We start from the raw sequence: 14,038 nt of genomic DNA, 5'->3' as shown, positions 1-14,038 counted from the left end.
ATGAGAAAAAACAGGGGATTTTCGGTTAGCAGCAAGGCTGTTATGATGTGTTGTCTCGCTTTTCTTCTGATTCCAGCGGGCTTTGCTTTCGCAGCTCCAAACAAGCCGTTCCCGCAGCACACGACATATACCAGCGGCTCGATCAAGCCTAATCATGTTACGCAAAGTGCGATGGACAGCTCCGTTAAAGCGAAATGGGACAGCTGGAAATCAGCTTATCTGAAAACGGCGGGCACAGGCAAGTATTATGTGAAATATCAGTCCAACGGGGATACCGTATCTGAGGCACATGGGTACGGAATGCTGGCAACGGTTCTAATGGCTGGTTATGACGGCAATGCACAGACCTATTTCGACGGACTTTATCAATATTATAAAGCTCATCCGAGCGCCAACAATTCGAAACTGATGGCTTGGAAACAAAACAGCAGCTTCCAGAACATTGAAGGTGCTGACTCGGCCACGGATGGAGACATGGACATTGCTTATTCGCTCCTGCTTGCGGACAAGCAGTGGGGTAGCAGCGGCAGTATCAACTATCTTCAGGCCGGCAAGGACATCATCAATGCCATCATGCAAAGTGACGTGAATCAGTCCCAATGGACGCTGCGTCTTGGCGATTGGGCAACGGACAACACCTTCAAAAATGCTACCCGTCCATCGGACTTTATGCTGAATCACTTGAAGGCGTTCCAGACAGCAACGGGTGATGCCAAATGGGCGAACGTGATCGACAAAACCTATACCATTATCAACTCCTTATACAACGGGTACAGCTCATCAACCGGATTGCTTCCAGACTTCGTCGTTCTGTCTGGCTCGACATACAAGCCTGCTTCAGCCAATTTTCTAGAAGGGGCGAACGATGGCAGCTACGATTACAACTCATGTCGTACGCCTTGGCGGATTGCAACGGATTACCTGATGACTGGTGACAGCCGGGCACTCAATCAGCTCAATCAAATGAATAGCTGGATCTCAGCCAAAGTAAGCGGTAACCCTAGCAACGTAAAGGATGGTTATAAACTCAACGGCACGGTTACAGGTTCTGGCGGCAGCGGGGCGTTCTATGCACCGTTTGGTGTCAGCGCTATGACCTCGTCCGTGAATCAAAACTGGCTGAATTCCGTCTGGACCAAAACGGCCAGCAGCTCGAATGAAGGCTATTATGAAGACAGCATTAAGCTGTTCTCCATGATCGTGATGTCCGGCAACTGGTGGACATACTAAGCAACTCATCATCCGTTGGTTGCTCATATGCAAGTAGGCAGGGAAATTAGCTCCCTGCCTGCTTTTTAATATGGATGGAGCTAGCTAGGAGAATGATTTAATGATTGATTTGAGCAAGCGTTGTAGATGGGCAAATGCCTAGAAACGACAAACCGCCATACCTCAGGAAATCCTGGGATATGGCGGTTTCGTTTAATGTGAAATTACGTCGATAGGCGTTTTTCTAATGGCATCAGGACGAATGGATGACAGCCGAATTATGCATTAGCTGCAGATTCAGTAAAGAACTGCGGTAAATATTCCTTGTTGGCTTCGAGCATTTCATCCAGCATCTGAATCGCCACTTCGACCGAAGGGACCAAAGGATGATGGGCCAATGCCTGTATGGCCAATCCACGATCGCCGGTCACTGCAGCATCGATGGCGAGGCGCTCATAGGTTTTAACCGCATGGATCAGTCCAACTGCCATTGGAGGAACCTTGGTTAGCGGCAGGGGTAGGGGGCCGGTTTTGGTGACCACGCAGTTGACTTCAATGCTGGCATCGTCTGGCAGGAAATCAATGATACCTTGGTTGGCTACGTTCAACGTCTGAATGTCATTCGTTCCGTTGTACAGTGAGCGCATCAGGTTTACGGCTGCTTCGGAATAGAAGGCGCCACCCCGCTGTTCCAACTGTTTCGGTTTATCTTTCAGGTCCGGGTCATTGTAAAGCTCGAACAGTTCTTCTTCGACGCGTTTAACCACTTCCGCACGGTTGCCGCCTGTTTGTAAAGATTCCAACTGCTCTTCGAGCATGGCATCAGTCATATAGAAGTATTTTAAATAGTAGGAAGGCAGGGCATGCAGGGATTGCAGGAATTCCGGATTCCACTCCCGTGCAGGTACGTTCTTCGCGCTGTAACCGGCTGTATCAGCCAGCATGTCGTCCAGTTTGTCTTCTCCGTTCACATCAATACGCGTAATCCAGTGGAGATGGTTCAGGCCAACAAACTCGGCATAGATGCGGTCCGCTTCTACGCCGTATTTGACCGAGGTCTGCTTGATTAGGCCGATTGGTGCATTACAGAGACCAATGCTTTTAACGTTGGAGTACTTCAGAATGGCTTCCGTGACCATACCCGCCGGATTCGTAAAGTTCAGAAGCCAGGCATTAGGAGCGAGTTCTTCAATATCACGACAGATATCAAGCAGGACCGGAATCGTCCGTAGCGCCTTCATCATGCCTCCGGGTCCGGTGGTTTCCTGACCGATCACACCGTATTTCAGGGGGATGGATTCATCGCGGCCACGGGCGTCAAGCATACCGACACGCATTTGAGTGCTGACGAAGTCCGCACCCTTGATGGCTTCGCGGCGGTCGAACGTCAAATGTACTTCAATCGGCAGACCCGATTTCTCCACCATACGTTTGGCCAAGTTGCCGACAATATTTAGTTTGCGTTCTCCCGGCTCAATATCTACCAACCACAGCTCTCGTACAGGAAGCTCGGCATGATGGAGGATGAACCCCTCAACAAGCTCCGGAGTATAGGAAGATCCACCACCGATTACCGCTATTTTTAGCCCTTGTTCATATGCCATTTTGCACACTCCAGTCTTTTAAGAATTTATTATGATGACAGTGTTTATAGACGTTTATCTTGTTGTTTGCTTAATATGTTCGAAGTCACGGAAGGCCCTCATTTTGTCATATACATCATGGCTTACCGCATGTCCGCCTGCATCCATAGCAGACCATAAGGCACCGACAACGGGCTCGGTTGCCAAAGTTACAATGGTCGCATTTGGAGCAACGGTTGCAACAGTCTGTTCAACTTTTCTGCGAATCCAGCCGCGATCTCCCCTTGTTAGCAGACTTCCTGCCAGTATAACGTCAAACGTGTCCTTTTCCATTCCAAGTTTGTGGATCACCGCAGCCGCTGATTTGCCAAGCTCTACGCCTTGACGGTTCAGAATTTCCAGAGCTACAGCATCGTCCTCTACGGCAGCTTCAAACAGCAGCTTCGCTGCATGGACGGGCACATGCTTGCCATGATCCTGAAAGTCATCGAACATATCACTGACACTGTTATACCCAAGAAAGTTCAACAGCAGGGGAGTCAGGAGCGTTGGCTGCTCACGGCCGTCCCAAGAACGGATGACAGAGCGGAACACCTCAATATTGAGGGAACCGCCACCGCCGAAATCGCCATACATATAATCAAAACCACCGACTTGCACATGTTCTCCTGCCGGATTACGGCCTGCAGAGTTGGTGCCTGTGCCGCAGATCAGTGCGACCCCGTAAGGTCGGTTCGTGCCTGCGCGCAGGCTGATCATGGTGTCACAGTTAATCGAGTAATTCTGGGTGAATCCGATTCCCTGAACTAGAGGGTGCAGGATTCGGTAGTCTACTTCCCGATCTGCTCCTGCAAGTCCGAAATAGGTGTGCGAGATTTCATGAATCCGCAGTCCTGCCTCGTTCAGAGCTCCTTCTGCAGCTTCCCGTATGCTTTGTGCGGCCAAGGCGTGGTCAATCTGGTGATTGCCGTTGCCGCCCACGCCTTTGCCAAGCACATTGCCGAAGTCATCGGTCAGCAGGGCGTATGTTTTTGTTCCTCCCCCATCGATTCCCAAGTAGTAAGCCAATGGTCGTCACTCCTATATATAAGGTTATATTTTTTATCCGGTCGTACCTTTTGTTGGTGATCCAGTAGATTCTCGCACGATGAGTTCAGGATCGATCCTTACATTAGCCCCGCGTTTCATCGTACCGTCCATGCGTTTCAGCAGCATATCCGCAGCGGCAACCCCAATGCGGTCGGCAGGCTGCCGGACCGTTGTCAGATGGGGGTGCAATTTGGATGAAATATACTGATCGTCATAGCCGACGATAGCTACCTGTTCAGGCACCTTGATGCCTTCTTCCATGAGGGCGTTCACGACCCCAAGCGCGATATGGTCATCGCCCGCGAACACCGCGGAAGGAAGGCGTCCCTCGCGCAGCCATTTGCGGCTGATGTCATAACCAAAATCGATTTCGAAATCGCCCGTAATCATTTCAAACGGAGCCAGATTTTTTTCCTTTAGTGCCTGCAGGAAACCGCTGCGACGCTCTCTCGTACTGCGGAACATGTTTTGTCCGCTTAAGTGCGCGATGGAGGTATGGCCGAGATCAAGCAGATGCTTCGTAGCGGCATAGCCACCTTTGTAGTTGTCGATCGTTACCGAAAAAGTATCATTCTCCGGCTTTTGATTGTCGATGAGGACATAAGGAATATTGCGCCGCTTCAGTTCCACGATGTAGTTATCCTCTTCCATCGGCGAGAGCAGAATAAGTCCGTCTACCCGGTCCTCCTGGATCAGGTAATGGGTTTCATCGGAGCCGATGCCGGTAGAGACCGAAACGGCAAGAAAATAGCCGTGAAGTGCAAGCACTTCGTTCAGCTCTTTAACGACGGTATCAAAGAAGGAATCCTGAAGAGTGGTCATGATCAAGCCGACGATTCCTGTCTTACCGCGGGCTAAACTCCGCGCAGCAGCGTTGGGATGGTAATCGAGCTCCTTGATAGCCTCCAGAACCTTTTGCCTATTTTTCTCTCGTACGGATTCGGCACCGTTTAAGACGCGAGAGACCGTTACGACGGAGAGCCCTGATTTCTTTGCAACATCAAATATACTAACCTTCATTGTTTATTCTCCTTGCGGCAGATTTTCCGTACTTTATATTGACTTAACATTAGTATACATGTACGGAGGCTTAGCCGCGAAGCTAATTTGATAGATGCACCGCCCCTTGCGGGACGGCACAATGTTTAGCGTTAACGTTTGATAATTTCCATGACCTTTTTCTGAATCGTCGGCATTACTTCTTCAACGGTACTGTGCCCGGTATCGATCGGCTGCATCTCGTTGATGAACATGTCGTTGATCTGAGAATAGTGGGTGATCAGGTGGTTGTAGGATTCAAATCCGTATTCCACAGCGCCTTCGTAAACCTTCTTCACATCTGCCGCATCGATACCATCAAAATGCTTGTAATAGGTTTCGGCTGCCTTCGTATTTACAGGAGGGTTACCACCGCTCAGGTCGATGGATTTTTCCTGAATTTCGTCGCTGACGAGATACTTGATCCATTCAAAAGCTTCCTTCGGATGTTTGGAGCCCTTCAGAATCAAGAGTGGATCGACGAAAAGCACGCTGCGGACCTTGTCATTGCCGCCGGCAGGCACTGCGGCTACGCCAACCTTGAAAGGGAAGTCATTGGAGCCCGCAAGGCTCCATGAGCCGCTGACGGTCATACCGACCTTGCCGGTTACGAATGCATCGCCGTTTTGCCCCGCTACGCTTTTGCTCCATTCCGTTGTCGGAGACACTTTATCTTTTAAGATCAGGTTGAACAGCTTGTTATAGGCTGCGATGACTTCAGGCGAATCGAAATGAGTCTCAGATGGTACGCCGCCGTTGGTCCAGGTATCCTGGGAGTAGGGTTCGGCTCCGAAATAGAGCGGGCGCATATCGCGCTCGGACCATGTGAAGTCAACGCCATATTGAGTTTTGGCAATATCATTGGATACATGCGTCATTTTCTTCGCGTCTTCGACCATTTTGTCAAACGTCCAGCTCTTGTCCTCGTAATCGCTTGGAGGGTAAGGAACATTGGCAGCATCGAACATGTCTTTGTTGTAGAGCATCAGAGAGACGTACATGTTGACCGGAATACCGTAGACTTGGTCTTTGACGGTGTAGATTTTCATAAGATCATCCGGGATGTTGTAGTCGGACGCTTTAAATCCGTCTTCCTTAATAATGTCGTTCATGTCGAGCAGCATGTCTTTGTTGTAATACTCTGCAAAACCGCCGTATCCATAATGGCTTGTGACGTCAGGCGATTTGCCCCCGGCAATCAGTGTTTGGAGTTTACTGTCGAATTGCTCGTAAGGAGCTTTCTCGACTTTTACCTTAATATTTGGATGTTGGGCTTCAAAATCCGGAACGAGCTTTTCGATAAAGGTGCGATCCTCGGAATCGATGGTGTAGTGCGTTATGGTTACTTGCCCTCCTGAGTTAGCGCTATCGCCATCGTTACCAGGTACGACATCTCCTGCTGATTTGCCGCCGCTACAGCCGGACAATGCCAATACGACGAGCATGCTGGTCGCAAGCAAAAGTGTAAAAGACTTTTTGATCCTTATCGTTTTCATGAACTACAGTCCCCCATATATTCAAGTTTTTTTGCCGCCCCTGCGACGGAGTCTTTACTTGATGCCTGTAAGTACAATTCCTTCTACAAACCGCTTCTGGGCTATCGCAAACAGAGTCACGATCGGTAGCATGGCGAGCACGGAGGCAACCATGAGCAGATGCCACGGCGGAATTCGGAAACGCGAAGATGTGAAGGAAGACATACCGACCGGAAGCGTAAACTTATCCGATGAGCTTAAATAGAGTACAGGTGTCAAAAGATCGTTCCAGCTGTAGATGAAGGCAAAGATCGCAACGGTTGCAAGTGCCGGACCGGATAGAGGCAAAGCGATCTGTCGCCACATCCGGAACTCGCTGCAGCCATCGATGCGTCCGGCGTCAAACAGCTCATCCGGCAGCGTGGAGAAGAACTGTCGCAGCAAAAAGATGTTGTATGCCGAACCGAAAAACGCAGGGACAATCAGCGGCAGGAAAGTATCGATCCAGTTCAGCTTGGAAAAGAGAATGAACTGTGGGATCATAATCGCCGGATATGGAAGCATCATGGTGCTGAGCATGAGCATGAACCAGAGGTTGCTGCCTTTGCCCCGATATCTGGCGAAACCATAGCCTGCAAGCGCCGACGAAAACAGGGTGCCCACAACGGTCAAAATGCCGATAATGAGACTGTTCATATACATTTGACCGAAGTTAAGCGTGTCGAAAATTTCTCTGTAGTTACTCCACTGCCAGGACTCCGGCAGAAAGGTCGGAGGAAACGTCAGCAGTTCCTTCTTCGATTTCAGTGAGGTCGAGACCATGAAAAACAAAGGGAGGAGCATGAGAAAGGTGGTGACCACCAGGGCAATGAAGCTGGCAATGCTAACCGCATCGAGTTTGCGCCGGCGTTTATTCACAGAAGGTGAAGCCCCTGGTCCGGCAGTCGGAATCGTACTCATTTGCGTCCGCCTCCTTCATAGTGAACATAACGGTTCGAGAGTTTAATAATGAGCGCCGTAAACGCCATGACGACGATCAGCAGCACCCAAGCGAGTGCCGAGGAGTAGCCTGCCCTGTATTCCTTGAAGGCGCTGGTGTACAGGTTGTAAACATAGAACCAGGTCGAGTAGTTTGGACCCCCTTGGGTCATTACATATGCCTGTGTAAATACCTGGAAGGAATCAATGACGCCCATAATCAACTGGAACAAAAGTACGGGTGAAATCATGGGCAACGTCACGTTCAGGAAAATTCGGAAGCGTCCCGCACCGTCAAGTCTGGCGGCTTCCACGAGGCTTGAAGGAACGCCCTGAAGTCCCGCAAGGAACAAAATCATGCCTGAGCCCACCGTCCAGAAGGACATAATCATCAGAGCGTAAAGCGCATAATCGGGGCTCATGAGCCAGGCTGGGCCGCTAATGCCGAACCAGGACAGCACGTAATTGAACAGACCGATCGATGGGTTGAAAATCCAGTACCACAGCAAGGACATGGCAACGCCGGATACCATGCTCGGAAAATACATGGCCGTGCGGAAAAATCCGCGGAACGGTATTTTCGCATTGAGCAGGAGAGCAAATCCAAGTGCCAGCAGCAGCTGGATCGGTACACTGATAAAGGTATAGCGCACCGTTACGACAACAGATTTCCAAAACAGGTCATTTTGAAACATTTCTTTGTAATTCGCGAGTCCGACATATTTCGGCGGGTGGATAATGTCATAGTCCGTGAAGCTGTAATAAAGGGATGACAGAATCGGATACAAGGCAAACACGAAGAAACCGATAAGCCATGGAGAGATGAAGAGGTACATGTAAAATGTCTGCCGCCGGCTTTCGCGATGGGTCACATAAACACCAACCTTTCTATTTGATATAAAGTTATAACGCTTTAACTTTCAGATTTGAGTTTCCCCATAATAAAAAGGTTTCATATGATGTTATGTAGTTGAAAGTTAAAGTGCTTTAACTTTATTATCCGGACTGATGAGATTATCATAGTGGATGGTTTCTCAATTATCAACCCTTTTTTTGGATATTTGTAAGCGCTACCTTCGTTGAAGCTTCGTAAGTTCTGTCAAAACGCCTCGCAAAAGGCTGATATAGATAGGTTTGGGTGGAATTTTCCAGTCATCCGAAATTCACACAAAATTTCTTGGAAGAAATTTTCACGAAAGGACTGTATTTTTAGGCCAACTGTACTAGTAAGTCCGAATTGGCATTCGTATCATATGCTTCGACTCCGGTCAAGTCGAAGCGAAGTTGATTCCCTAACGCGTCAGTTACCGCATGATAGAATTCGTTCTTCTACTCAAGCAGGTGAGCGGGTCAAAGTAGACCGGTAATTTGTGCACTGCATTCCTTCAATTTTTTACTTAACGCACGGTCTCTCTTTCGACTTAATCGCGCGGCAGGGCCGGATATAGCCAATGCTGCAATCACTTTACCATTATAAAATATTGGAGCAGCAACGCAGCGTAAACCCACTTCTGTTTCTTCATCATCAACGGCGTATCCTTGTTGATGGATTACGTTTAGATGCTCTTTTAATAGATGGTTGTCGTCAAAGGTATGCTTTGTTGCTTTGTGCTGGGTAAGATGTGTAAGCATTTTTTTTAGTTGTTCATCACTTAGGTACGCTAGGATAACTTTCCCAAAGGCACTTAGATGGGCATAAGCTGAATCACCTACACGTGTATGGCTACGGATGGCATGATTGCCCTCCACCACTTGGACTGTCATGACTTTCATTCCATCTAAAACTCCGATATAGGCAGTTTCGCCAAGATCCTGTGCTAATTGATGCAGGGATGGAACAACTAACCAGTGAAGTCGAGTGTTAGCAGACGATGAATGGTGTCCCTTTAATTCAGAAGCTTTGTACGTGTGACCATCTTTTTGAATAAATCCTGTCATTTCCAGCGTATATAGCAGACGGAAAGTTGTAGACTTGTTAAGGTTAAACCGATGCATGATCTCAGTCAGTCTCATGGGTGCACCTTGTTGCAACGCGTCTAGAATGAGTAGTCCTTTTTTTAGGGTTGCAACCTCATATTGATCCATTGATTCACCTCTAAGCGGGAAATTATTATAATTGAATTATTGACATATAAACGGATTACATTCTTTATGCTGACCTCATTACAAATGAAAAAGAGAGGGAAGAGCTTTACGCCCAAACCCTCTCAGGTATATTTAAGTGGTTATGACCATAACCATGACACTTATTCTCCTTTTAAAAATAGGCGAATGCCCTCAACTGCGTAAGCATGATCCAACTCACCGGTTAATCCGCCAACCGTTACAGATCCGACTACGCCAACACCCTTGACACGGATGGGAATAGAACCGCCAACCGCTTGATATTCTGCAGTGGAAAGCAGGGAGTGTTCTGTATGAGAAGCACCGCTTTGGATAAAGCGCTGGTCGATGTAGGCAGAACTGCGGTTATAGTGATCGACAATCCGTTTTTTGCGAAATAACCATACGTAGTTTTCCTCCGAAGTACCATCCATGAGATGTGTAAACACGGGAACTCGGTTACGTTCAATATGCACGGCCACCGCTACGTTGTTTTCTTGAGCATACTGCACAATCTTGTTACCAATGACAAGAGCATCTTGATGGCTAAAACTTGTAAATTCCAATTCTTCCTCTAATAGTTCTAGTGATTTCAAATCCATTTATCCTCTCTCCTCAACAAAAAGATTCTGTTTCTTATCCATTCTGAAGTTTATAGCTGCCAGTAAAAAGGCGAACCCTGCCATAATTGCACCGATCCAAGCCGTGTCCATCATATGCAAGTGGTCTACTGCAAGCCCACCCAATGTTGAACCAGCAGCGATCCCAATATTAAATGCAGAGATGTTTAATGCAGAAGCGACATCCTTGGCAGAAGGAACCAGCTTTTCTGCGAGCATTAGAATGTAAGCCTGTACGCCGGGAGACATCATAAAAGCAAAGAAACCCATTAATATGAGAGACAAAATGGTGAGCGCCTTGTTGGGCAATAGCCATATTTGGAGCAGCAGAGCAATGCCCTGAAACAGAAATACGAATCGAAGTGACTTTACAGGATGTCCATTTGCTAATTTCCCACCGATAATATTCCCAACGGCTACAGCAACACCGTAAATCAACAGTAGCCATGAAATAGACGAAGATGAGTAGCCGCTAATCTCTTCAAGGATAGGAGAGATATACGTGAATAAAGCGAAGGTTCCGCCGAAACCTAAAATCGTCATTAACAAGGCAGTGATGATCCGAGGATTAACAATCAAACTTCCAACATCTCTTAAGGTCGGTGAGTGCATTGAACGTGGGACTTTTTCTACTGCCACAAGACTGACCAACAAGGCTATCAGCCCTAAAACTGCGACCACGGCAAATGACATTCGCCAACCAAATTCCTGCCCGATATAGGTTCCAAGGGGAACACCCAAAATGGTAGCGACGGTTAACCCAGTGAACATAATGGAGATGGCGGTGCCTTTCTTGTTAGCAGGCACCATATCTGCGGCCACTGTAGCTGCAACAGCGAAAAATACACCATGTGCAATAGCTGTAATTATCCTGGATAAAAGCAAAAGGAAATAGGTGGAAGATATTGCTGCTAGAGCATTCCCTAAAGTGAAGACGACCATGAGGAACATCAGGTATCCCTTTTTAGGCAATCTCCCGGTAATAACTACGACGATTGGGGTTCCGATAGCAAGGGCCACTGCATACCCTGACACCAGGGTCCCAGCTTGCGTTACCGATATGCCAAGATCGGTGGCTACCTCTTGCAGAATACCGACAATAACAAATTCTGTCGTTCCAATAGCAAAAGCACTTATTGCAAGTGACATTAGTGCTATAAAAATCTTTGAATTCATACGTTCACCTCCTTATGTAGGCCAATATTAAGTGAGAACTTAATTGAGTTCAAATAAAGAAAAAAAGTTTCTATAAAAGAAACTTTTCTCGGTGGATACAATAATAATACCAATTGGAGGATCGATTGATTTTTACATAAACGATAACAACGTACTTCGCTTTGACCTTATGTCTCAATGCTTTCCAAATGATACACATCCATGCTGTCAATTATGGTTTCTATATTTTTCTGGTATGTTTGATAATGCTCGGTATTCACATGTGCGATTATGGCATTTTCGTCAGCCCAAGACTCATAAAAAACATATGTGTCTTCTTTTTCAAGCGATTTATGCAGCTTGTACTGTATACAACCTTTCTCTGCACGAGACGGTTCAATAAGTTTGATCAATTCATCGCGTAGCCGTTCCTCTTGCCCAGGTTTTGCTTTTAGAATCGCACAAATGGTAATGACATTCATAAAATACACCTCTTAATAAAAATTTTGTTGATCTCTTGTTGATAAAACCTAAACAATAATTGAGTAACGATATTACTGTGTCTCTAAGCCGATATTTTTTCTGTACAGTGATTCTCCAAAGGGGTTAAAAGAAAGATCTGTTACTGAAATATGAAAAAAATGCATGCAGCATGGCCTATCATAGGTGAATCATAGGAGATTTTCAAAAAATGTTAGAAAGTTTCTAATAAAGAACCCATTCAGCAACCTTTCAGTTGATTTTAACGTTCCTTTCGTCTGGATTGGGTATAGTGGAACCAAGAAAGAGGAGGAGATCAACGATGAATATTTCTTCAGCAGCAAGTTCTACGACATCCTACATATCCACATCTTCATCGAGTTCGAACAGCACAAGCGAGTTGGAGAAACAAAAGACGAAGCTTGAGGCCGAATTGGAGAAAGTGCAATCCAGCAAGGACGATGATAAAACCAAGGAGACCAAAACGAAGCAGCTGCAGCAGCAAATCAAGCAAATCGAAGCTCAAATCTCGCAGCAAAGCTCCCAGAGCAGCGGGGCAACCGCCACCAAAGAAGCACCGCCAGCCAAACCGCCAACCAATGGCATACAAGCAGCGTCCCCGCAAGAAATTGCAAATGCAACGACGGACAGCAACGGTCGTTTTGATATACGGGTATAAGAGGGAATACAGGACTTAATTTAAGATATCTTAAAAAAACCTACTAATCGATAAGTTATAGCAGATTGGCTTAACCAAAAAGACCTGCCTTATCTCTATAGATCAAACAGGTCTTTTGAATTTTACATGTACATGCTTTATTCAAGCGTTAAACTGTTTATCCGTTCAGAGATGGATCTTTTTTTATAGTACATGCCGATAGTCACCAGAACCACCATCTCGGATAGCGGAACGGCAAGCCATACGCCGGTGACACCGAAGAATGAAGGGAGGATCGCAATCAGAGCAACCATAATAATCATCTCGCGTGCAGCTGTAATCCAGATGGCCATTTTGGCATTTCCGACAGATTGGAAGTACGTACTCATGACAAAGTTAATACCCATGAACAAGTATGCAAAAGTAAATATTCGCAGACCGTACACGGCGTTATCCGTCACGCTGGCACTGAAGTTCCCGAAGATTTGCACAAAATAAGGTGCGCCTAGTTGTACAACGAGTAACAGCAGGACCCCACATGCCAGAGCCGTTCTGGAGGCTAAACGAATGGTCTGTTTTTCCCGATCCATCTGTTTGGCTCCGTGATAATAACTGACCAAAGGTTGGGCAGCGGAGGCCAGACCGAGGAATGCCAGGAGAACAACACCATGAATATAGTTCAAGACTGTAAAGGATGCTACGCCATCCGTGCCCGCAATCCGATCCAGTGAAATGTTGTGAGAGATGGAGAAGACGGACATGCCCAGTTCAGCCAGGAAGCTGGGGAAACCAATGAGTACAATGGAAGCCAGCAGTTTGGAATTCCAGTTGAAACGGGTAAATTTAAGATTATTATTTTTTCTGAAAAAGTGAGTTAGCAACACAAGAAGCGCCAGAGATGCTGATACAATTGTACCAATCGCAACGCCACGTACGCCCCATTCGAGCACGTATAACGTTATATAGTTGAGCACAATATTGGCTACTGCAAACGTAATCTGAGCATACATGGATGTATTGGGATTTCCGTCGTTACGAACAAAAATCGTGAGTGCATTCTCAATGGTGAAGACAAAACCGAACAAGAGCATAATATTCATATAGTCCGCAGCAAACGGGAATGTTTCAGGATTGGCGCCAAGGGCAAAGACAAGCTTATCTCTGAAAGTATATGCGGTATATCCAATAACCATCGTAATCAGCAAAATAATCGTAATGGATTTGGTGAAGAGTTGTCTCGCTGTCGTGAGATCCTTCTTACCCATATAAGTGGAATACAAGGTTGCCCCGCCCATTCCAATCCATAGCGACATGGCTACAAAAAGCGTATAGACAGGAGAAGCAATTCCGATTCCGGCTAGCGCTGTAGAACCTAGTTTGTGTCCAACCATAATGCCATCGATAATAAAGTTGAAAGCGATAACGAGCATCCCTAATATGGAAGGCACGAGGTAGCTTACAAATGCCTTACCTACAGATTGCCTTTCTAATGGATGCGTCCAATTTGTGTTCATGATGACCTCCGTTAGTATACTGAATGTTCGTTCTATATGTTATTATACTGAACGTTCGTTCTGTATAATAACATGCCGAGAATTTGGTTGGCAACTTTTCCAAAAGATGACCGTTTATATGGTAGAGTTAATAGAG

General features: G+C 46.7%; 13 protein-coding genes. 2 read left to right on the top strand and 11 right to left on the bottom strand.

What is annotated here, in order from left to right; genetic code table 11:
- Complete coding sequence (locus tag MHB84_RS10030; protein WP_076290529.1) at positions 1-1,230, top strand: glycosyl hydrolase family 8; 1,230 nt, start codon at positions 1-3, stop codon at positions 1,228-1,230.
- A gap of 257 nt (positions 1,231-1,487) precedes the next feature.
- Here MHB84_RS10030 and MHB84_RS10025 read toward each other — a convergent pair whose 3' ends face one another.
- The 10 genes from MHB84_RS10025 to MHB84_RS09980 form a co-directional block, all read right to left on the bottom strand.
- The gene (locus tag MHB84_RS10025) at positions 1,488-2,813 is read right to left on the bottom strand and encodes a 6-phospho-beta-glucosidase (RefSeq protein WP_076290528.1); all 1,326 of its coding nucleotides are present in this window, start codon (positions 2,811-2,813) and stop codon (positions 1,488-1,490) included.
- 54 nt (positions 2,814-2,867) lie between these two features.
- Complete coding sequence (locus MHB84_RS10020) at positions 2,868-3,860, bottom strand: N-acetylglucosamine kinase (RefSeq protein ID WP_076290527.1); 993 nt, start codon at positions 3,858-3,860, stop codon at positions 2,868-2,870.
- Positions 3,861-3,893: 33 nt separating this feature from the next.
- Complete coding sequence (locus tag MHB84_RS10015) at positions 3,894-4,901, bottom strand: LacI family DNA-binding transcriptional regulator (RefSeq protein WP_076290526.1); 1,008 nt, start codon at positions 4,899-4,901, stop codon at positions 3,894-3,896.
- 131 nt (positions 4,902-5,032) lie between these two features.
- Positions 5,033-6,415 (bottom strand): ABC transporter substrate-binding protein, encoded by a 1,383-nt coding sequence (locus MHB84_RS10010; protein ID WP_076290525.1) that lies wholly within the window; start codon positions 6,413-6,415, stop codon positions 5,033-5,035.
- A 54-nt stretch (positions 6,416-6,469) separates the two neighbouring features.
- Entirely contained in the window at positions 6,470-7,354 is an 885-nt protein-coding gene (locus tag MHB84_RS10005) for a carbohydrate ABC transporter permease (RefSeq protein WP_076290524.1), read from the bottom strand.
- Positions 7,351-8,208 (bottom strand): carbohydrate ABC transporter permease, encoded by an 858-nt coding sequence (locus MHB84_RS10000; RefSeq protein WP_053779693.1) that lies wholly within the window; start codon positions 8,206-8,208, stop codon positions 7,351-7,353. The genes MHB84_RS10005 and MHB84_RS10000 overlap by 4 nt, the downstream gene beginning before the upstream one ends.
- 514 nt (positions 8,209-8,722) lie before the next feature.
- Positions 8,723-9,457: an IclR family transcriptional regulator gene (locus MHB84_RS09995; RefSeq protein ID WP_076290523.1), complete on the bottom strand. Its 735-nt coding sequence runs from the start codon at positions 9,455-9,457 to the stop codon at positions 8,723-8,725.
- 161 nt (positions 9,458-9,618) lie between these two features.
- Entirely contained in the window at positions 9,619-10,077 is a 459-nt protein-coding gene (locus MHB84_RS09990) for a heme-binding protein (protein ID WP_076290522.1), read from the bottom strand.
- The gene (locus tag MHB84_RS09985; RefSeq protein WP_076290521.1) at positions 10,078-11,271 is read right to left on the bottom strand and encodes an MFS transporter; all 1,194 of its coding nucleotides are present in this window, start codon (positions 11,269-11,271) and stop codon (positions 10,078-10,080) included. It lies immediately after the preceding gene.
- A gap of 167 nt (positions 11,272-11,438) precedes the next feature.
- The gene (locus MHB84_RS09980) at positions 11,439-11,732 is read right to left on the bottom strand and encodes a putative quinol monooxygenase (protein WP_076290520.1); all 294 of its coding nucleotides are present in this window, start codon (positions 11,730-11,732) and stop codon (positions 11,439-11,441) included.
- A gap of 320 nt (positions 11,733-12,052) precedes the next feature.
- On the opposite strand from MHB84_RS09980, the gene MHB84_RS09975 reads away from it, so the two are divergent.
- Entirely contained in the window at positions 12,053-12,409 is a 357-nt protein-coding gene (locus MHB84_RS09975) for a FlxA-like family protein (protein ID WP_076290519.1), read from the top strand.
- Between the two features lie 137 nt (positions 12,410-12,546).
- Here MHB84_RS09975 and MHB84_RS09970 read toward each other — a convergent pair whose 3' ends face one another.
- Positions 12,547-13,902 carry an MATE family efflux transporter gene (locus tag MHB84_RS09970; RefSeq protein ID WP_076290518.1) on the bottom strand — a complete coding sequence of 452 codons (1,356 nt, stop codon included), beginning with the start codon at positions 13,900-13,902 and terminating at the stop codon, positions 12,547-12,549.
- Positions 13,903-14,038: the final 136 nt, after the last annotated feature.

The sequence above is a fragment of the Paenibacillus sp. FSL F4-0087 genome (assembly GCF_038020215.1).
GTDB lineage: Bacteria > Bacillota > Bacilli > Paenibacillales > Paenibacillaceae > Paenibacillus > Paenibacillus taichungensis.
This window is presented reverse-complemented; position numbering and strand designations above follow the sequence as displayed.